Source organism: Allohahella marinimesophila, assembly GCF_039538005.1.
Taxonomy (GTDB): Bacteria; Pseudomonadota; Gammaproteobacteria; order Pseudomonadales; family Oleiphilaceae; genus Allohahella; species Allohahella marinimesophila.
Genome location: NZ_BAABBO010000001.1, coordinates 153,129 through 172,886 on the forward strand (window position 1 = coordinate 153,129; position 19,758 = coordinate 172,886).

The following is a 19,758-nucleotide window of genomic DNA, read 5'->3' on the forward strand; positions in this document are numbered from 1 at the left end:
ATATTGCGGCGCCAGTTCAGCGTTGGGGTGAGCAACTCGCTATTGAAGGTCGCAAAGTGCGATGGCTTCGACCGCCTGGAGGACTCGATAGAGTGGATCTTTGCAGTGGTGATGGTGAGTCAGTTTACCGTTACCGATCTGGCGTGGCGGGACACAGGGTTCAGGCTCTCTACCAATATCAGTCACCAAGGCCTATGAATGGCATCGTTGACAAATAGAGCACGCCCACGATAACGCACAGATAGACGATCACCCGCGCGGGAGAATCGAGCAGATTGGCCAACCAGGATCTGGTCGGCGGACCTGACTGGGCTCGCTCATACCGCTCGCGCTGATAGGCATCGATCAGGGTTCTGGCTTCTACCAGCTGGCTGGCGTCCGGCAACCACAGCGCCGGAACCGACAGGTTCCAGCGTCCCGCCTGCGTCTCATAGAACTCGATCCCTGCCTCCCTGAGGAGATCACGGACGTCATCAGCTTCGTCGTCAGGCACGCCGCGTAAATGAAACAGTAGCTTGCGCATAGACACCTCGTCAGGAACAGATTTGCCACAGTGTACATCTGACGAGGTGAGCTTGCTTACTGATTCAAGATCCTAGATCTGATTGACGTTTTCAAAATCAAGTTCATCGGCCACGATGGCCTTGCGCAGCTTGACGGTGCCTACGCCCTCGCCATCCTGAGACAGCTTCAGGTCGTCACCGATGACCGACCCACTGATACCGACAGTCAGATCGCCGGCATCCTCTTCCTCGACCTGAACATCGCCACCTATATTGATTCTGCGCATGTCGACAACGACGCTGGCATCACCAATCTCTGAAATCTTGATGGCTTCGTCATCGTTGTCTCGCGCATAAATATTCACGAGGTCGATGTCGACAAAGTTATCCGCACCTTCGCCTTCCGTATCGAAGTCCAGGCCTTCGTCATAGTTGTTGATCAAGCGAATATTGGACATGAGACCTTCGATGCCACCGGTTCCGGCTTCGTCGATATCAAAGGCATCGTCGACATCCGGATCGCCATCGTCATTACAGGTCGGATCAATAGCGATCGGATCGCTGACTAAATCAGCTGAACAGTAGGCACCATTGTCCTGGAAGACAGCCTGATTGACGTTTATGAAAACGCTGCCTTCGCCACCCTCGTCAAGCTCGACACCATCGCCGCCAACATTGACGAATCGGGCATGATTGACGCTGAAATAGATGTCGCCGGGACCACGATCGTCAACCCGAATGCCGTCAGCATCCTGCTTGCCGAAACCTGCGCCATCGACCACCACATTCATGAGTCGCAGATCTACCGAGGCCTCAGAGCCCTCGCCTTCGCCGCCTTGACCGGCACCACAGTCGTCGCCGGTCGAGCAGTCAGAAATATGGATGCCGTGATTGCCGGTATCGCGCACACGAACGTCTTTCAGTCGAACATTGACGGTACCCGTCTTGTCTTGCGGAATCCGGAGGAAAATGCCCTTGCCGCCCCCCTGGTTTTCAATGCTGTAGCCACCAGGCCCTGCGAACTCAAGTGCAGTCAGTGCCAGGTCAGCGCCCCCGGAGACTTCCAGGAGCGGTTCGCTGCCGTTGTCGCCCGAGATTACTTGTCCGCTGCCCCTGATTCGCAAAGGCTCTGTGCCCGAATACATCAAAGGAGTGAAAATATCGATCGAAGTGACGGCCCGATCGATGATGATCTTGCTGGCCCCTGATTCCAGAGCCGCTCGCAATGAGCCTGCTCCGCTATCAAGCCCGTTCGTCACTTTTGCCACTGGTGCAGCGAAAGCCAGAGCAGGCAGGATCATGGCGCCGAACAGGGCCGCGCGCTGTAGGTTCTTATGTTGCATCGTTGTAGTACTCCCGGTGTGCGATGACTGAACCTGAAAATATCGACCTTGAATATGACGGTAGCGTTACAGGGCAACCCATCCTGAAACCTTTTTCGCTAAATCCCGTAGCTCAGGTCAGAACAGTCTGAATCACAGGGCAGTCTCCTTATTGATTCAGCATTGTCAGCCCGCACTCTGTGGGCACCTTGGGCAGGGCTTATCCCTGCCGTACATCACACGGAGAACGACCATGAAGAATGTATGTATGCGTTTTGCCCTCGCGACGAGCCTTGCCGCTGCTGGCGGTATTGCTTCCGCCGATGACATGGGCAGGTCGATGGCAGTCTCGGGCTCTGATCAGGATATGTCTGGTGGCACAGTGACGGCCGATTCAGTGACAGCGGCTCAGAACGGCTGGCTGGTCGTTCACCGTACCGACAAAGGCATGAAGCCTGGACCTGTGGTCGCCTATGCGCCTTTGAAGAAAGGGGAGAACTCAGACGTCAGTGCCATACTGACCGAATCGGTCAAGTCAGGCGAGATGCTGATGTTGATGCTTCATGCGGAGGAAGGTGGTACGAAAACAGGTGTGTTCGAATATACCCTCGGCGCCAAGGAAGATGGGCCGGTCAAGGTTGATGGCAAGCTGGTTATGGCAGTGGTGGCTGCGAAGTAGGGTGGTCGCAAGCGGCAGCGTGTTACGCAAGTGGTTTAGAAGCGTGCCGCTTTAGACAAAAAAAGACTAAGACATATGGTCTAGTCCCCGGTAAAGTGGTAAGCGTCGGTCTTTTGTGACGTTCTTCACAAATCCGTAGCTTTAGGCGGCTCTCCAGATTTGGGCGATTTTATCGCCCTTCTTTTTTTTCAGGCGCCTGAATTACACCCGAAACTTCGCCAACTGCCCATTCAAGCTTTCCGCCAGCCTGGCCAGCTCAGCAATCGCGCTGGACACCTGTTCGGTGGAATTGGCTGTCTGCTCACTGTCGTCCCGGATGTCGACAAGGTTTCTGTTGATGTTTTCGGCCACCGAGGCCTGCTCTTCGGCGGACGACTGGGTGCGTTGAGCCAGCGAGCGCACCTCATCCGCCACCACCGCAAAGCCCCGACCATGCTCACCGGCGCGGGCCGCCTCGATCGCGGCATTGCGTTGAAGGGGTCGAGGGACAGGAAGATACCGCTCACGGTATACCCCTGATAGGGATACTAGGTGTAACCGCCGGAATAACACGCAGAAAGATATTTCTTTTTGTGACTCTTATACGGGTAGCAGCTCCGCTGACTACCATTTCTGACAAATTGATGGCCAAGCCGACGCAAACCCGCTGAAGATTGTTACAGCCTGTTGCAAATCGGAACAATTCTTTCGGGGCTGAAGCTGGCTGCACTGAAAAGGGCGATTAAGCTCAAGTGAGCCGAAGTTCGCTTGTGTCAGTTTATTGATGTTGCAAGCGCCTCCGTACTCTGAGACCAAGACGGACTGCAACATGACTATATCGATGTTCACCTGCCTGAGCCCGCTTGCGATGCTGGCTGCCATTTCATGCGCCATGGTCGCCATGCCTGCGACGGCATCTGCAGCGATATCCATTTCGATCAACACGGTCAACGTTACCGGTACTGAGCCAGTCCAGGTCGGCGTGGACATTGCCGGGTTCGATGCGGCAACCGAACTCGTGGCTATCATCAGCCTTCCAGAAGGCGGAGGGAGCCTCACACTCGACCGTAGTGGCTCGATTCAGCCCATCGTCATGTTGTATGGCTACACCGACACCGTGAACAGGCGAGTGATCGGCGTGCAAGGCACTGTTGCCGACCTCACGGCAGCACTTGGTCAGCGCCTGTTCTGGAACGCGCCGATGCAGGCAGGCCCTGTCGAGTTGAGCGTTTCTATCAGCGAATCAATTCCTGACACTTTCTTCAATCCGGAGAATGGTCACTACTACAAGGTGGAGGGTAACGATGTTCCGGTCTCGTGGACCGAGGCTCTGGCAGACGCATCATCACAGCCAATCCTCGGCATGACCGGCTATCTCGCCACGATAACCAGCAAATCCGAAAATACTTTCATTTCTGATTACACCGACGGTGCTGACATCTGGGTGAGTGCCACGGATGATTACACTGTCATCAACGCAGCCTGCGGAACCAGTCATGCCAACCAGTCAGCTACAGAAGGCCAGTGGCAATGGGTAACAGGGCCGGAAGCCTGTGAGAGATTCTGGACCGGTGTGGCCAACGGATCGGCTTACAATGGTGCATTCGCCAGTTGGGCTATCAACGAGCCGAACAATGGCGGTACTACTGAGCATTACGCGGCTACCAACTACAACGCCGTCAAAGGTAAGTGGAACGACTTCAACAATACCCATGACTTCTCCTACCTCGTCGAATACGGCGGGGCGATTGGTGATAACTCAACCGCGCTGCAGGCTGAGTCCAGCGCGCAACTGACAGCCAGTGAACCGATCATCATCGGCACAAAACAGCCGGATGGTAGCGTCGAGGCAGGTGTTCTGCAGACCAGAGAGGGCACGACCGTTCCTGTTGGCATCGAACTGAATCGCTATGACTACGCCGGAGCCACCGATCTGGTGGCGGTGGTGAGCGTTCCAGTTGGCGGTGGCACACTGAGCATAAACACCGCGGGTCTCGATCTTGACCTGGAATTTGGCTACAGCACCTTTACCAACGCACGCGCCATCGGATTCAACGGCCCGATAGCCGATGTCATGACCGCAATGCAGGAGCGGCTGAACTGGACCGCACCGGCAAGTGCAGCCACAGTCGAGTTCTCCATTTCGGTCGGCGAATATGTAGCCAATGCGTTTTTCAATCCGGATAACAATCATTATTACAAGCCCGTCGTCTCTGGCAGCCCGATTGCCTGGACGGCCGCGCTGAGCGGTGCAGCTGGCGCGGACAAGCTGTTCAATATGAGTGGCTATCTGGCTACGGTGACCAGCGCGGCTGAAAATACCTTCATCGCCAACTATGTGGATGCCATCAACGTCTGGATCGCTGCTACCGACCACCCGTCGACTATTTCAGGGGCGTGCTCGGATGCGGCAACAGGTGAGGGTCGCTGGTATTGGATAGCAGGACCAGAAAAATGCACACAATTCTGGCAGGGCCTTGGCAGTGGCGCCGGTGGAACGCCCTTGAGTGGGCTCTATTCGGCCTGGAATGGCACGCTCGAGCCAAATAACTCCGGCGGTAGTGAGCATTACGCTGTTACAAACTACATCACGAAGGGCAATTGGAATGACTTTCCTGCGACCCAGGCGGACACGAAGACCTATCTCGTGGAGTACGGCGATCTGCCCGGAGAAATCAGCAGTATTCGTCAGGCCACCAAGACTGGCACCCTTGAAGCCTTACCGCCAAACACGCTCAATACGCCGTCACCCTTGCCATCAGGTGCCACGGTAGGAACAGAAACTAACGAAGACGGCAGCAGCACGACGACCTACGTCACTGCCGATGGCACAGTCACCCAGGTCAGTGAAAATATAGATGGATCGTCCGCAGGAACGGTCACCATAGGCAACAGCAACGGGCGCACCAGCAGTATCCAGTTCGATGGTGGCGTTACGACGACCACAATCAACGACGATGGCAGCCTGACCGTTACCAATATTACCAACGGTGTTGCGACCGATGTCACTGTCGCAGCCGATGGGTCGATCACCTTTGTTCATGATGGCGTTGCCGGATCTGCACCAGCTGGCTCAAGTATTCACGTCGATGATCAGGGAGAGCTGACGGTCACTACCGAAGCTGATCCTCTGGCGGCGTCTACCCAGACAGTGACCCAGTGTTATGCCAACGATTTTGCCAGTGGTTCACTGGCAGGGTGGAGTGTGCTGCGAAGTACTGGGTATACGCCACAAACCGTCAGCGTTGGGACTGGTGGTCTTGAAAATCGGCTACGATTGACCAGTGCTGGCAACAGTCAGGCTACGGGAATAACCAAGGATGTGCGCATCCCATCCGACTCGATCGTTGAGGTCGAGTTTTACGCCCATGCTTACGGTGGCAACGGTGCTGATGGCATGAGCGTAATCCTGTCCGATTTTGATGTGCCGCCGGTTGTCGGGGCACCAGGTGGCTCGCTCGGCTATGCCCAGCGAAATGGTACCAGTGGATTCGCCGGCGGCTGGCTGGGTATTGGGCTGGATGAATACGGTAATTTCTCTGCAGCTAACGAAGGTAAGAGCGGGGGGCTTGGGTTCCGTCGAAACGCGGTTGTGCTTCGCGGTTCCGGCTCAGGAACGACCGGCTATCGCTATCTTGCAGGTACAGCTGCCAACCTGACGCCCAAACTGGATAACAGCTATGCTGGCTATCGTTATCTTGTACAGATCGATGCGAGTGATTCTGCGAACAACAATGTATTCGTGACCGTGCAGCGTGATCTTGGTCGGGCAGGGAGCGGGGCGCCTGAAACGCTGATCTACCGTGTAAACGTGCTGGATCCATCTTATGGTCAGGCAGCGCTGCCTGATGACTTCCGCCTGTCGATCACTTCATCTACGGGTGGTTTGAACAATATCCACGAAATCAGCGATATTCGTGTGGCTGCAAGCTCCTGCACCACCATCGCTGCTCCAATTATGACTACTGATAACACGACGCCGAAGGCAGTCCTCGAAGGTGACACCGCTGCTGTAACGGTGGAAGCCACAAGTGAAGAGACTTTGGGCTATTTCATCTCTGGCGGACCAGATGCCAGTCTGTTTGCAGTCAATCCGGTGACTGGAGAAATCAGCTTCATCAATCCGGCTTCACCTGGAACATATGAGGTCGAAGTCTCAGCTGAGGATGCGCGAGGCAACATTTCAGCGCCAAAGCTGTATTCCATCGAAGTCGCCGCAGGCAGTGCTGACAGCGACAATGATGGCGTCCTCAACTCGCAGGAAGGCTCTGGCGATGCCGATAACGATGGTATCCCTAACTATCTCGACCTGGATAGCGATGGTGACGGTATTGCGGATGCACTAGAAGGCTTCGCCGACCCGGATGGCGATGGCCTCCCCAATTACCTTGATAGTGACAGCGATGGTGACGGCGTCGGCGATCAGGCAGAGAGTAGTGGCGATACCGACAGCGATGGCGTGCCAGATTTCCTCGATAACGACAGTGATAACGATGGATTTACCGATGCCATAGAGCGTCAATTGGGCACCGATCCGAAAGATCGCAACAGCCAGCCGGCTGACAATGATATGGACGGCTTGCCAGATGCGCTCGACCCCGACGATAACAATATTGATACCGATGGTGATGGTATTCCTGACGGTGCAGATGTGGATGTCAACGGAGACGGTACTCCCGATAACGGCACTGATGCCGATAACGATGGCATCAATGACGACTTTGATGTCGATCGCCATGGCGGCATCGATATCGATGGAAATGGTATCGATGATCGTCTCGATCTGGACAGCGACGGCGATGGGCTATCGAATGCTCTGGAGGGTAGTGGCGATAGCGATTTCGACGGCATACCAGACTATCTCGATCTGGACAGCGACAATGATGGCGTTCCTGATGCCATTGAACATGCTCAGGATGGTACCGACCCAAAAGATGGCAACAGCTTCAAGGATAGCGATGGTGACGGTGTTGCCGACTTTATAGAACGTCAGAATGGATCTGACCCAACGGCTGACGATGTGCCACCGGTAGTCAGTGCGCCACCTGAAGTGACCATTGATGCGAATGCCTTGTTTACCAAAGTCTCCAGAGCGCAGCTCGAGTCCTTGGGGCTTGCCAGCGCCAGCGATGGCAGCGACGGCAATGTCTGCTGTAATCCCGCGCCACGGTCCACGGTGGATGGTGAGTTACTGTTCAGAGCCGGCCGCCATGAAGTGATCTGGGAAGCAACGGATCTTGCGGGCAACGTCGGCCGGTCGAGCCAGATACTCAACGTGCGGCCATTGGTCAGCCTGAGCAGAAGCCAGACCATAGGTGAGGGCAGTGCAGGGCAGATCAAGGTGGTGCTGAACGGTCCTTCGCCGGTGTATCCACTCGATATTCCCTACAGTGTTGGTGGCACTGCCACCTTGGGGGCTGACCATAATCTGGCAACGGGCGTGGTGCGCATCACCACTGGTCTCGAAGGCAACCTGCTGTTCAATACAGTGGCCGATGCCAGTGCTGAAGTTGACGAGACCATTGAAGTCACCTTGGGCGAAGCCGTCAATAAAGCGCCTGGTGCCTTGCACATCACGACCATCAGTGAGGCCAACATCCGGCCCATGATCAGTATGGGTGCATCGCAGCAGGGTATCAGGACGCTGATGGTCACGCCATCGCGAGGCCCGGTCAGTATTCAGGTCAGCATCAGCGACGCCAATGTCGGTGATCGGCATATCATCGCCTGGGATCTGGGTGATCTGACCGATACGGATGCTGATGAACGCTCAGCAACGATCGCCGCCAGTGAACTCAAGGTGGGTAGTGCCTATCTGATCGGTGTGGGCGTAGTCGATAGTGGTGAACCGCAGCTGGGTGCGAACGGCTTTATCACCCTGAAGGTCGTCTCCGATATGCCAGTGCTGGACGCATCGCTCGACAGTGACGGCGACGGTGTCAGTGATGCGGATGAGGGCTTCGCGGACAGTGACCAGGATGGTCTGCCGGATTATATGGACTCTTCCACACTCAGCTGTAACGCCATGGTCGAACGGGGTCAGGACCAGCAGCGATATGTGATGGAGAGCACTGCAGGGACCTGTCTGCGTCTTGGGCAGTACTCGCTCTTCAGTTCGAGTGGTGGCAGCAACCTTCCTGAAGACGAAGACATGTCGTCAGCAGAATTGAGTGTGCCGGCTGATACCGAAGTGAGGAATATCGGTGGTGTGTTCGACTTTGCTGTGGCAGAGCTGGCCATTGCTGGTGACGCCGTGAATGTCGTGATACCTCAGCGTCAAGCCATCCCGACCCGAGCTGTCTACAGAAAATATATCAACGGACGCTGGCAGAATTTTGTGGAAGATTCAGAAAACATGCTGAGTTCGAGCAGTGGTGAGCCGGGCTACTGCCCGCCTGCCGAAAGTGATGACTATACGCCTGGATTGACTACTGGACATTGGTGCGTGCAGCTGACCATCCAGGACGGTGGACCTAACGATGCTGATGGCGATGAAAATGGCTTTGTCGTCGATCCGGGTGGTGTAGGCACACTGGATTCAGGCGCAAGCGGACGTTTCATCACCAAGGGCGGCAGTGGCGCGTTTGATCTGTTTATGCTCGCCGGACTACTCGGGCTAGGCGTGATGGCAAGGCTTCGCTCCGGCAAGGCATTCCGCGCCAGAGGTGCCGGTGCTGCGGTCATGGTGGCTGCACTGGTGACAACGTCTGGTGTCGTCTCCGCTGGCAGCGAAGATGAGCCCACTGATGCCGTACCACCGATTTTCGTGACATTGTCGGTGGGCTACGCATTCACCGATATTTCAAAGTCCGATATTGATCAGCGCTTCAGCGCCCAGGGCTTCGATGCGACCACCCAAGGCACTGACGGTAATCGAGCTAGCTATGCCATTGGGGCCGGGTATTGGCTCACAGATCGATTCGCCGTTGCGCTTGAATATATCGATCTTGGAGATGTAAAGATCAGTTTTGACTCCGCGTCTGTCACGAACCGGGTCGCTCGGGTGCATCCTGAAAGCGGGCACGGTCCCGCACTCTCAGGAATATACCGCCATCCGCTCTCCGCGCACTTCGGGCTTACGGCAAGTATTGGCGCATTCTGGTGGAAGAGTGATTTCGAGACTGATCAGAGTGATCGCCGAATCAGCGCGTTCAGAGATGACGCTGATACCGACGTATTTTACGGCTTCGGAGCGGATTATCGAGCGAGCAGCCAGTTGAGTATCAAGACACAGTTGCAGCGCTTCGAGTTCACAAGAGATCCTGCCTATGTTTTGTCGGCCGGGATCGAATTCAGGTTTGCCGACGCGCTGAAACGCTGAGCTGACGAGCCAACCGCTGTGTAATCCCGTCTTACAGACACCCGCGCTCCCAGTAAAGATACTGGCTTGACTGGCACCCGCCTCGGGGCCAGGTCGAAGTAGCCAGGGGAGCGCTCTCGTGAAAATAGTCGGAACAACTCAAGCGTCCGGAGGTCGACGACAGTCGATATTGGCTTCAGCATTCGCCCTCGCGTTACTCGCAGGCTGTGGCGACGACGACTCCCAACAGACTGGCCCATCCGGCTTTGAAGCACCAAGAGAGCCGGTAAACCTGGGCGGCTCAGGCGACCTTTTCCAATCCAACCGGGTCCTGGATGTCGAAGTGTCGATGGATCCAGGCGAATTCAGCGCGCTGAGTGCGGAAGGGCGGACGCTGGCGAGTACAGGGCGCGAGTGCCTGAGTGATTTCGAATACACCGAATACAGCGCGATCGTCACGATTGATGGCGTGCGTATGGACGAGGTCGTGATTCGCAAGAAAGGCTACCTTGGTTCCCTCAGCCCAAGCCTGCCATCGCTCAAATTGGACTTTAACGACAAATGGGATGGCCGAACCTATCAGGGCAGCACTGGACTGACGCTGAACAATAACCGCCAGGACCCCTCAAATGCACGCCAGTGCCTGGCCTTCGACCAATTCCGTGAGGCCGGTATTGCGGCGCCCCGTTGCAACTATGCACGGGTGAGCGTGAATGGTCAGTCGCTTGGCATATTCACCAATGTAGAGGCCATCAACAAGCCGTTCCTGGCGCGGGTGTTTGGTGATGACGACGGCAACCTCTACGAGGCGCAAACTGCTGACTTTGGTCAGTGGTTGAGTCAGCGCTTCGAGAAGAAAACCAATGAGAAGGCGAACGACCGCAGTGACCTGCAGGCCGTCAGCGAGGCGCTCTCACTACCCGATGATCAGTTGCTGAACGTGCTACCGCAACTGGTCAATCTTGATCGGTTCATCCGCTTCTGGGCTGTGGAAACCCTGCTCGGCGCCTGGGATTCGGCTTCAGGGAATGCCAACAATTTCCATATCTATCGCAACCCTGCCGATGGTCTGTTCCATTTCATTCCCTGGGGCGCTGACACCGCCTTCCGTGGTGAGCATCCGATCAAGCCCGGAACGGGAGTGTTGTACCGAAACTTCTCGCTGGCAAACCGGCTGTTCGATATACCCGAATACCGGGCCCGCTACGAAGCTGAGCTGAGCGAACTGCTGGCTACGCAGTGGAATGAGGATGCCTTAATGCAATCACTTGAGGACATCAGGCAGCTGACGGGCACCTCGGAGCAGGCGGCAGCCAGCGTGAGAGCCTTTATCACAGGCACGCCAACGGGCGACAAGGTGAGGCTGTCCCGGCGTCTAGCCATCGAGGAGGCAATTGCCGCCCCGAGTGACGTGCCTTCGTTTCCCCTTGACGATAACGAGCCCGACTGTCCGGCACCCGTGACTACGCCGCTGACTGGAACTGTGTCAGCGCTGAATGGGGTAGACCAGGGCTCTTTCAAGTTCACATTGCCGAACGGCCGCCAGGTCGATGCGAGCCTGACATTCGCCGCTTTCGAAGTCGATAGCCTTGTGTACTCGGTCGATACTGAAACGTCCCCTGAGGTCATCAGTTTGCTGTTGATCGGGGCCGACGTCACCGATGCCTTCACACCTTACGTGCTACAACTTTTTATCGAATCAAGCGATTACGTGCCTGGAACCCATCAACTGCATGGTTTTGCAACCACCGCGCTGCTCTTTGCAGTGGACGATAGTGCGCCGGGCCAGGTGCGCACACTGGCGCTGGGTGCCGGTGGTAGTATCACCTTGAGGCGAATCGGCACGCCTGACAGACCAGGCGATGTAGAGCTCACCTTGAATGCGACCCTCGAATATGGCGTCGATGCGCTGTGAACATGGCTGTCCCCAGCCCCTTACAGGGTTTCCATGGACATTCGCTGGCGGACCAGTCGCGGGTGGTCCTGATGAACCGTGTGGATACCAAGTTCATTCTGTCGATCCGTCAGCTGGACCGTTGTTTGTCAAGGCTTCAAGGTGAGCTGACTGCGCTGGAGATGGATGGCCGGCGCCTCTTTGACTACGACACACTGTATTTCGATACACCTGAGCGGCGCCTGTTTCTCGATCACCATAATGGCAAGCTCAATCGATTCAAGGTTCGCCTTCGTCACTACCGTCAAACCCGAACGACCTTCCTGGAAGTGAAGAAGAAAACCAATCGACTGCGTACCCTCAAGTCGCGCATGCCGCTACCGCTGGCGGCGCTGGGTGACAGTACGGTGTCAGACTTTTTGCGGACGCAAGCAGATTTACCAGCGGCAAGGATGCAACCGGCACTGTTTGTCTGCTATCAGCGCGCCACCCTCATCAACCCCATGGACAGGGAGCGAGTCACCGTTGATACAAAACTGGCCTTTCATGAGCCGAACCGGAGCCGTTCGATCGCTCTGCCCGGGTTGGCAGTGGTAGAAGTCAAGGCCGAACGGAAGGCTGACTATTCGCCAATGCTGGAGCGCCTGCTATGGCTGGGCTGCCGACCCTTACCGTTCAGCAAATACTGCATCGGTAGCAGCCTGTTGTTCGGCTCTGAACTGAAGACGAACCAATTCAAGCCTGTGTTGAGGGCCATCCATGGAATCTGCAATTGATCTTCACTTCCTGATTCGGATCATCATCAACACGCTGTCAGTCTTTATCCTGATCCGCTGCTACTACGCATTTTCCAGGCATCGCGACAATGCGGCCTCGTTCATTCTCTTCGGTGTGGGCGTATTTCTGGTGACCTCACTGTTGCACTCGGTGACGGTCACCATGGGTTTCGCATTCGGCCTTTTTGCGGTGTTTTCGATGCTGCGCTATCGCACGGAAGCACTTGGCATAAAGGAAATGACTTACCTGTTTCTCGTTATCGCCATGGCCTTGCTCGCGGCGGTAGGTGATATGAGGCACATCGAACTGGCAGGTCTGAATCTGTTGGTGATTCTGCTGGCTGTTGTGCTGGAGACACGTGTCCTGCTACCCCGGCACGGCGAAAAGGAGATCGAATACGAGAGGATCGAGAACATCCACGCGCAACGACAGGCCGCTCTGGTCGAGGATCTGCGCCAGCGCACCGGGCTGGACGTGTTTCGAGTCGACGTGTTGTCGATCAGTTATCTGCGCGACACTGCCATGCTGCGTATGCACTACCGTCTGGAGACACCCCATTCGCGCTAAGCTGCTCAGCGCCCTGGCTCTGGTCGCTGCAGGGCAACCGGTAACCGCGGCTGGACCGGAACTGGAACTCGGCGGCTATCTGGCTGCTGGTGTCGATCATTTTGATGCATTCTTCAGTCGTGAAGGGGATTCGCCTACGACGAAGGCGCTATTACGTAGTGCAAAGCTGCAGTTAGAAGCGGCGTGGGGCGAAGCCTTGTCAGCAGACATTGATGGCAGTTATGAAATCCGGCGCGGGGAGCGTCAAGCAGATCTTGGGGACGCCTTCCTTCAGTATCAGGGTGCCAGGCATTTCACCACCAGACTTGGCCGTTTCAAGGAGCCGTTTGGGCTCGAGCGCCTGAGCAGCTACACTGCCATCACGACCAGTGAGCGTTCGCTGGTGTCTTCCGCATTCGCGCCGGGTCGCTCTCAGGGTTTGCAGGTGGGACAAGATAGGAAATCTTGGACCTGGGCGCTGGGCCTGTTCACTGACGAACCTGAAGGCGGTTCAACCCGGGCAGTGACCGGGCGTCTGACTGTTGCACCGATTCGCTTGGACCAACAGGTGCTGCATCTGGGCCTGGCCGCTTCATGGCGTGATCTGGGGGATGAACGTTTCCAGATCAGGGATCGCGGTGAGGTCACCAGTGCCGACAGCATTATTCGCAGCCCTCGCATGGACGCTCGCGATAGTGCCTTGCTGGGTCTGGAGGCGGCGTGGGCGTCAGGCGGATTTTCGCTGACCTCGGAGGCGATGGCGCAGGAGGTCGTGCAAGTGAATGGGGACAGCTGGCGCTTCAGTGGTGCTTATCTGCAGGCTGCGGTCTTTCTCACCGATGATCATCGTGGTTATAGTCGTGGTGAGTTCAAACGGGTGAAGCCAGTCGCCACGACTGGGGCCGTAGAGCTTGTGGCCCGCTACAGTGCGCTCGACCTACGGGATGCGGCGCTAGGCGCGGAAGCCTCTATTGGCCTGCTTGGCCTTAATTACTATCTGACAGAACAGTTCCAGCTGCGGCTGAATTACCTATTGCCGGACATTAGCGGCACCGTGCTGGCGCCTGACACGAGCGGCGATGCCGTGACCTTGAGAGCCCTGTTCCTCTTCTAGATTTCAGCCCAGGATCAGGTCGGGCTCAGCGGCAGGGTGAGGGTGATCTCAGTCCACTCGCCGGGCACACTCTGAATGGCCATCCGGCCATGATGATGACGCATGATGGTCTGGCAGATGCTCAGTCCCAGCCCCAGATTATCTGGTGCATTGTTGGTGGAGTAGAACGGATCAGTGAGCCGCTGGATATCTGCCTGAGGAATGCCACGACCATTGTCGCGAATGGTGATAGCCATGAGATCCCCCTGCTGGTGAGCGCCGATATCGATGCGCCCTTGAGACTGGCGCTCGTGCCGTGTGATGGCCGAAGCCGAATTCATCAGCAGATTCACGAAGACCTGAACCAAGGCCGAAGGATAACAGACGATGTTCGTATTGAAGGGAATGGCAATCTGGACGTCGATATCACTGAGCTGCGACTGGCAGAAACGTACGGCGGTGTCCGCCAGCGACCGTACATCAGCCTGTTCAAGACTATGGTCTGGAGCCGGTCGTGAGAAATCGATCAGATCGGAGACGATGTCGGCGATGCGTTTCTGATGCACCGCGGCGTCATCCAGCGCTTCAGTGAGTTCGGGATCGTTATTGACCGCAGCCGCATAATCCACCGCCTGGCTGGCGCAGTTCAGCGGGTTCATGATCTCATGTAGAAGGCCTTTGGCCATGAGGCTCAGTGCCTGATGTTTTTGCTCCTGAGCCAGCCGGTCTTCGGTACGTTCAAGTGCTCGCAGCGTCTGCGACAGTACGCGGTTTCGGTCTTTCAGCAGGAACTGAAGCGCCAGCAGATTGCGCAGAAACAGGCGAAAGAAGTAAGCCGATAGCGGCGCGACCACCAGGCACATCAGGATGATCCAGTTGAACAGAACGCCGAAGAGCGTAGAGCCGAAGTCCTTGCCTGGCACCACGAGTGCCGTGGCAATCATCAGCAGGCACAGATTGATCGTCAGTATGATCATGGTGTGTCTCAAGGACAGCGTAATGAGACCCACTGAGCTAAGGAAGAAATAGGGACCCACGAGCGCGACCACTGTTGCCCCCGCCACCATGTAGGCCAGATAGCCGAACAGCGCAATGTGGAGAAACATCAGATACACGATCAGCGGTGAAGCCCGTCGCACTATCGTCAGACGGTGGAGACCAATCAGGCCGGCCAGAATTGCGGTGTAGAGCAGGTGCGCGCCGTTGATGCCAGGCCCTGCGGGGTCGAGCCAGAGTGCCAGCAGGAAGAGCAGGGTGCCGATAAAGGTGATGATCAACGAAACATCCGCAAACAGCGGCAGCACCCTGAAACGCGTCTGGAATTGATAAAACCGTTCGAAGCTGCGCTTGCGGAATGCCGAAAGCTGGTGAATCTGCGTCATGCCCGAGAGCAGGTTCACACGGCTGCTCCGTTACGGTGGCGCTTCATGAAGAGGATGAGTTCCGGCAGACGCTCGAATCCAAGCTTGGCGAATATGCGGTCCTTGTAGGAGTGGACGGTCTTGCAGGAGACACCGAGCTGATCGGCGATATCCTTGATGCAGACCCGATGTGCTATCAACTGAGCGACTTCACGCTCGCGCCCGGAGAGCGCATCGAAAGCCCTGGCTACAGCGGACGCCTCGGTATCCTGCCGTTGCCATGCGCCGACATAGACCTGGCCGTTGCGGATGTAATACAGCGTCTTGACCAGCTCCTGCATGGCTTGCTGCTTGGACACCACGGCCCTGATGCCCGCATCGAGATAGATGGCGAGACGTCCTGCGCTGACGGTGGTCTCGGAAATCAGCAGAATCGACAGGGTAGGGTGCAGGCTGAGAGCCTGCTCCGCAATGGTCAGGCCATCGTTATCGCGCAGATTTTCCTCGATGATCAGTACGCTGGGATCGGCTGCCGCTAGACGTTTCAGCGTCTCGGTCCCGGTGTCGGACTCGCCGACCAGATCAATGTCTTCCTGGAGCAGAAGGTGAAACAGGAGACTGTCTCTGAACAGGCGCTGACCGAGCGTCAGGTACAGTCGCAGCTTTTTCGGCACGGGCGTCATCAGTCAGTCTCCGCTGTATCAGGGAGACTTAATGTGAGCGTATAGAGCTGCTGGCCGCCGTTGATCTTCAGTTCGCAGCCCAGACGAGCACTGGCGACGTGAAGCAGCAGGAAAGCGACCTGTTGCTCGAGTAGGGGGCGGGACACGCGGGACAGTGGTGCCAGCAAGTGGGTATACATGTGCAAGCTAACGTGCGCAACCTCCACCCCTGTTTCGGGCCTGGAAAAAACAATGTGCTGCCAGTGCTGGCCGGATGCGGTGAGCAATGTCGTGAGTGCCTGAGCCAGACAGGCCGACACCGATTGCGGCTCTCCAATGTCGTCGCCAGCGTCTGCAATGGTCTGCAAGTCGGTCTGTAGCGTCGCCGCACTCAAAGTGCCACCAGGCATTCGCATCAGCTGCGTCAGCCGATGACGAGCGAGGTCGCAGAATTGCTCGATCAGGGTATGCTCCAGGTCGGTCTCGAGACTGGCCCGGAGATGTGAGGCATTGGCAGGTAGCGGTTTTATCGTTTGCAGAGCCTGAAGGAAGCTCGCCAGAACAGGAAGACCTGCTGCCTCGTTTATCAGGGGTTCCAGAGCCAACAGTTGAATGGTTCGGGTCTTGTACAGTGCCTCGAGCTGGTGGTCCAGGGCAGACCTTGTCTGGTTCAGTTCGCTCAAGAGCTGCCGGCGTCGCGCCAGGGCTTCGCGGAATAAGGACAGGCAATCAACGGCTCGCCAGGGTTTCTTCTGATAGCGAAAGATTTCGCCTTCGTTCACCGCATCCATCGCGACCGCGACCTCACCGTAAGCGGAGGTGAGAATACGCACTGTACATGGATGAGACTGCCTGAGTTCGTCGAGCAGTTCCTTGCCGTGCATACCTGGCATACGCTGATCCGTCATGATCACTGCAATTCGATCACCCTGTTCGCGCATCAGTTCGAGCGCTGCCTCGGCGTGATCGGCGCACAGGACCTGAAATTCATCCTGCATATGTTCGAGTTGTCGAGCCAGATACTTGGTAGCGGCGGATTCATCATCCACGATCAGTACCGCAGGCACTTCGTCGGCCCCGCTCGGCGCGACCTGCACAGCAACCCCTGACATTTTTTGAACTGCCAGAGCAGCCCTTAGCACGTGGGAGCGGATCAAATCAGGATTGACGGGTTGTTCGAAACAGCGGTCGACTTGTCCCAGGTCCAACAGGTTGACCAGCAGGCTGAGGGGGATGCTGTCGCCGAGCAGAATTTTAAGCAAGTCGGGGTGAGAGACCCTGGCTTTGGCCAGAAGCGGGAATTCAGTCCTGGCTGATGGATTGTCCACCAGCACGAATAGGGCAGCCGGCCTGATATCCAGGTTTGCAAGTGCCTCTGCCGCAGCTTCGTCGGACTGGAAGGCGGCAATCTGAAAGTCGTGGCCGAAGGTGGTTTTGAAGCTGTTTAAAGCCTCGCTACTATCGTGACGGAGAAAGATCAACGGCCTGTCGGCGATGCTCATGGTGGCTTGCTATCCTGAATCGGCTTGTACAGCAAGCTTAGCAAGGCATGCGCACAATAGTGTAGGAAGTTCCTACAGCTCTCATTTTGCTTTAGTGACCTGTGCTGTGCGTAATTGTTTCGCGAAGCGATGCGGGTCTGTGGCAAACAGCGCTTCGAACGACGCTCGCGCATGCCAGCTACTACGCAAGGCAACCCCAGCGTTTCTATGACGATCGGCCACACCAGCAATATCTGACAGCGGGCGGGCACAAAATCGAGGGGCAGCTGAGTTTTTGACAGGGTGGGAGGTTGAGCTTGCCAACGCTGTGTTCAGAGCGCCGGTCTGGTAGATGCTGTTGACCGGGGCAAAGGTGATACCGACGCCACTGGCGACAAGCCGCAGGGCCCACTCTTCATTGTCCACTGTGGCGACAATGTTCGGTGCATGCTCAAACTGCTCGATCAGTCGATCCCACTCCTGGCGCAGTTCGCAGAACTCCCGCTCTACCAGATCGATGCCGTAGAAATCACTGAGAGTCAGATGAGACTGGTAGGTCAACTTGTGCGTGAGCGGGAGCAAGACGCAGTACTGATCACGCCAGAGTGGAAAGAACTCGTAGCCCGGCGGAACATTGTTTGAGGCGGTGAGCAAGAGGTCCGGCTCGCCTTGAAAAGTGCCTCGCCGTATGAAGGTGGTGTCGCCTGTTCGATGCTTTTGGATGAGCATCAGCACCTGATTCAGGTACTCATAGCTGATCGAAGGCGCCACGCTGATATGGACGGCTTCCGCAGACTGGGCTTCTGTCATTCGAGACTTGACCGACGCCGCGTGACTGAGGAGATTTTGGGCCATCTGATAGAGCATTTTGCCCTGCGCGGTCGTCACCACCCCCCGTTTGCTGCGCTCCAGTAACTGAGCGTCGAATTCCTGCTCGAGTTTCCTGATGGCAGCTGTAATCGAGGGTTGCGCAATGAAGCAGGCTTCGGCTGCTGCAGTGATACTGCCAGTATCCACTGCAGCAGCGAAATAACGCAGGGCTTTCAGATCCATCAGTAGGCGAACTCAGGAAACTGAACCAGTCTGGCAGCCACGTTTTCATCATGCGCTGGCACGATCGTCAGCTTGCTGTCTTTGGCCGCCAGCGCATTGATGCGCTCGATATGCGCCTGGTTCTGCTCACGGTCCCAGTCGATGCCAGCGAGCCATTGCACCATCGCAGGCCGCGGCGCCTTGCGCTCGACACCTTCGGCGGTCCAGGTCGTATCACCAATGAAAAACAGCCTGTTTCCAGATGCCAGGTTCAGGAATACGCCCACCTGCCCGGGCGTGTGACCAGCGAGCGAAACGATGATGACCGTGCCGTCACCGAAGACATCCCGGCTTCTTTCGAACCCTTCGTAGGGCTGACTGTCCAATTGCAGGAAGTCCCACTGGATGGCAGGACTGTCGAATTGACTGCGCAGGAAAGCTGGTGCTTCGCCGCTTTTAACCGCGAAATCATGTTCTTCTGTGGTCACCCAAACGGGAATCGAAGGCAGGTCTTCAAGACCGCTGACATGGTCCCAGTGCATATGCGTCGGGATGACCGCATGCAGTCGAGCGAAATCGTACTGGCTGGCTTCGAGCTGATCCATCAGAGGATGGACATCTGCATAAGCGAGTAATTGCCGATGAATCCATGACATCTCTTCGACCTGAGTATCCACATTTCTCCCCAGACCGGTGTCGAGCAGAAGATCACCCTGGGGATGTTGGATAAGCACGACATTGTGTTGCAGCTGCCGATCCTTCAGCCAGCTGCCACCGCTCACGACCAGCATCTCCTTGGCATCGGTTGAACGAGCGGTTCTGATCAGGCTGTAGCCGACTGTCGCGGCAGCCTCAGCCTTCGATTCAGGGCGCTGAGCTTGCACGGTGCCGCTCACCAGCACGCATGATAGCAACAGGGTCAGGGACGCTCTCCGGGGGATAGTATTGAATAGCGAGAGTAATTTTGATTGTGTCATCGTAGGGCCTTTGCGAGCATTGGTGCCGGCTGCTGCAGGATCGCAGTGCGAGAGGCTTCAAGGCCCGATGCTAGACAAAAACCATGAATAGATAAAATATTATTTTTATTGTATGAAGCTATAATTTATCTATGATAAATAGTCCAAAAGCT

13 protein-coding genes and 1 pseudogene are annotated in these 19,758 nt (G+C 56.3%); 6 read left to right on the top strand and 8 right to left on the bottom strand.

Annotation, left to right across the window (positions count from 1 at the left end):
• Nucleotides 1-178: 178 nt before the first annotated feature.
• Both ABD735_RS00710 and ABD735_RS00715 read right to left on the bottom strand, forming a co-directional pair.
• Entirely contained in the window at nt 179-523 is a 345-nt protein-coding gene (locus ABD735_RS00710) for a DUF6164 family protein (protein WP_344802264.1), read from the bottom strand.
• 72 nt (nt 524-595) lie between these two features.
• Complete coding sequence (locus ABD735_RS00715; RefSeq protein ID WP_344802266.1) at nt 596-1,846, bottom strand: hypothetical protein; 1,251 nt, start codon at nt 1,844-1,846, stop codon at nt 596-598.
• Nucleotides 1,847-2,078: 232 nt separating this feature from the next.
• On the opposite strand from ABD735_RS00715, the gene ABD735_RS00720 reads away from it, so the two are divergent.
• The gene (locus tag ABD735_RS00720) at nt 2,079-2,504 is read left to right on the top strand and encodes a DUF7282 domain-containing protein (protein ID WP_344802268.1); all 426 of its coding nucleotides are present in this window, start codon (nt 2,079-2,081) and stop codon (nt 2,502-2,504) included.
• A gap of 201 nt (nt 2,505-2,705) precedes the next feature.
• On the opposite strand, the pseudogene ABD735_RS00725 reads toward ABD735_RS00720, so the two are convergent.
• A pseudogene (locus tag ABD735_RS00725) lies at nt 2,706-2,981 on the bottom strand (methyl-accepting chemotaxis protein); the annotation flags it as partial.
• Between the two features lie 331 nt (nt 2,982-3,312).
• Here ABD735_RS00725 and ABD735_RS00730 point away from each other — a divergent pair.
• From ABD735_RS00730 to ABD735_RS00750, 5 genes are all read left to right on the top strand, one after another.
• Nucleotides 3,313-9,804 (top strand): choice-of-anchor U domain-containing protein, encoded by a 6,492-nt coding sequence (locus ABD735_RS00730; protein WP_344802270.1) that lies wholly within the window; start codon nt 3,313-3,315, stop codon nt 9,802-9,804.
• Nucleotides 9,805-9,922: 118 nt separating this feature from the next.
• Nucleotides 9,923-11,698 carry a CotH kinase family protein gene (locus tag ABD735_RS00735; protein WP_344802272.1) on the top strand — a complete coding sequence of 592 codons (1,776 nt, stop codon included), beginning with the start codon at nt 9,923-9,925 and terminating at the stop codon, nt 11,696-11,698.
• A gap of 2 nt (nt 11,699-11,700) precedes the next feature.
• The gene (locus ABD735_RS00740; RefSeq protein WP_344802274.1) at nt 11,701-12,453 is read left to right on the top strand and encodes a polyphosphate polymerase domain-containing protein; all 753 of its coding nucleotides are present in this window, start codon (nt 11,701-11,703) and stop codon (nt 12,451-12,453) included.
• Nucleotides 12,437-13,021 (top strand): DUF4956 domain-containing protein, encoded by a 585-nt coding sequence (locus ABD735_RS00745; protein WP_344802276.1) that lies wholly within the window; start codon nt 12,437-12,439, stop codon nt 13,019-13,021. Before ABD735_RS00740 ends, ABD735_RS00745 begins: the two co-directional genes overlap by 17 nt.
• Before the next feature lie 79 nt (nt 13,022-13,100).
• Nucleotides 13,101-14,114 (top strand): OprO/OprP family phosphate-selective porin, encoded by a 1,014-nt coding sequence (locus ABD735_RS00750; protein WP_344803764.1) that lies wholly within the window; start codon nt 13,101-13,103, stop codon nt 14,112-14,114.
• A 14-nt stretch (nt 14,115-14,128) separates the two neighbouring features.
• Here ABD735_RS00750 and ABD735_RS00755 read toward each other — a convergent pair whose 3' ends face one another.
• The 5 genes from ABD735_RS00755 to ABD735_RS00775 all read right to left on the bottom strand — a co-directional run bounded on the left by ABD735_RS00755 (nt 14,129) and on the right by ABD735_RS00775 (nt 19,513).
• Nucleotides 14,129-15,493, bottom strand: a complete 1,365-nt coding sequence (locus ABD735_RS00755; protein WP_344802278.1) for a sensor histidine kinase — start codon at nt 15,491-15,493, stop codon at nt 14,129-14,131.
• A complete protein-coding gene (locus ABD735_RS00760) occupies nt 15,490-16,137 on the bottom strand; it encodes a LuxR C-terminal-related transcriptional regulator (protein ID WP_344802280.1) in 648 nt (215 codons plus the stop codon). Before ABD735_RS00760 ends, ABD735_RS00755 begins: the two co-directional genes overlap by 4 nt.
• Nucleotides 16,137-17,618: a response regulator gene (locus ABD735_RS00765; protein WP_344802282.1), complete on the bottom strand. Its 1,482-nt coding sequence runs from the start codon at nt 17,616-17,618 to the stop codon at nt 16,137-16,139. The genes ABD735_RS00760 and ABD735_RS00765 overlap by 1 nt, the downstream gene beginning before the upstream one ends.
• An 81-nt stretch (nt 17,619-17,699) precedes the next feature.
• On the bottom strand, nt 17,700-18,650 hold the full coding sequence (locus ABD735_RS00770) for a LysR family transcriptional regulator (protein ID WP_344802284.1): 951 nt from the start codon (nt 18,648-18,650) through the stop codon (nt 17,700-17,702).
• Complete coding sequence (locus tag ABD735_RS00775; RefSeq protein ID WP_344802286.1) at nt 18,650-19,513, bottom strand: MBL fold metallo-hydrolase; 864 nt, start codon at nt 19,511-19,513, stop codon at nt 18,650-18,652. Before ABD735_RS00775 ends, ABD735_RS00770 begins: the two co-directional genes overlap by 1 nt.
• Nucleotides 19,514-19,758 lie beyond the last annotated feature (245 nt).

Excerpts from the sequence above, each read along its gene's own strand:
- ABD735_RS00710 (WP_344802264.1), bottom strand. The coding sequence starts at position 523 with ATGCGCAAGCTACTGTTTCATTTACGCGGCGTGCCTGACGACGAAGCT.
- ABD735_RS00715 (WP_344802266.1), bottom strand. The coding sequence starts at position 1,846 with ATGCAACATAAGAACCTACAGCGCGCGGCCCTGTTCGGCGCCATGATC.
- ABD735_RS00720 (WP_344802268.1), top strand. The coding sequence starts at position 2,079 with ATGAAGAATGTATGTATGCGTTTTGCCCTCGCGACGAGCCTTGCCGCT.
- ABD735_RS00730 (WP_344802270.1), top strand. The coding sequence starts at position 3,313 with ATGACTATATCGATGTTCACCTGCCTGAGCCCGCTTGCGATGCTGGCT.
- ABD735_RS00740 (WP_344802274.1), top strand. The coding sequence starts at position 11,701 with ATGGCTGTCCCCAGCCCCTTACAGGGTTTCCATGGACATTCGCTGGCG.
- ABD735_RS00745 (WP_344802276.1), top strand. The coding sequence starts at position 12,437 with ATGGAATCTGCAATTGATCTTCACTTCCTGATTCGGATCATCATCAAC.
- ABD735_RS00760 (WP_344802280.1), bottom strand. The coding sequence starts at position 16,137 with ATGACGCCCGTGCCGAAAAAGCTGCGACTGTACCTGACGCTCGGTCAG.
- ABD735_RS00765 (WP_344802282.1), bottom strand. The coding sequence starts at position 17,618 with ATGAGCATCGCCGACAGGCCGTTGATCTTTCTCCGTCACGATAGTAGC.
- ABD735_RS00770 (WP_344802284.1), bottom strand. The coding sequence starts at position 18,650 with ATGGATCTGAAAGCCCTGCGTTATTTCGCTGCTGCAGTGGATACTGGC.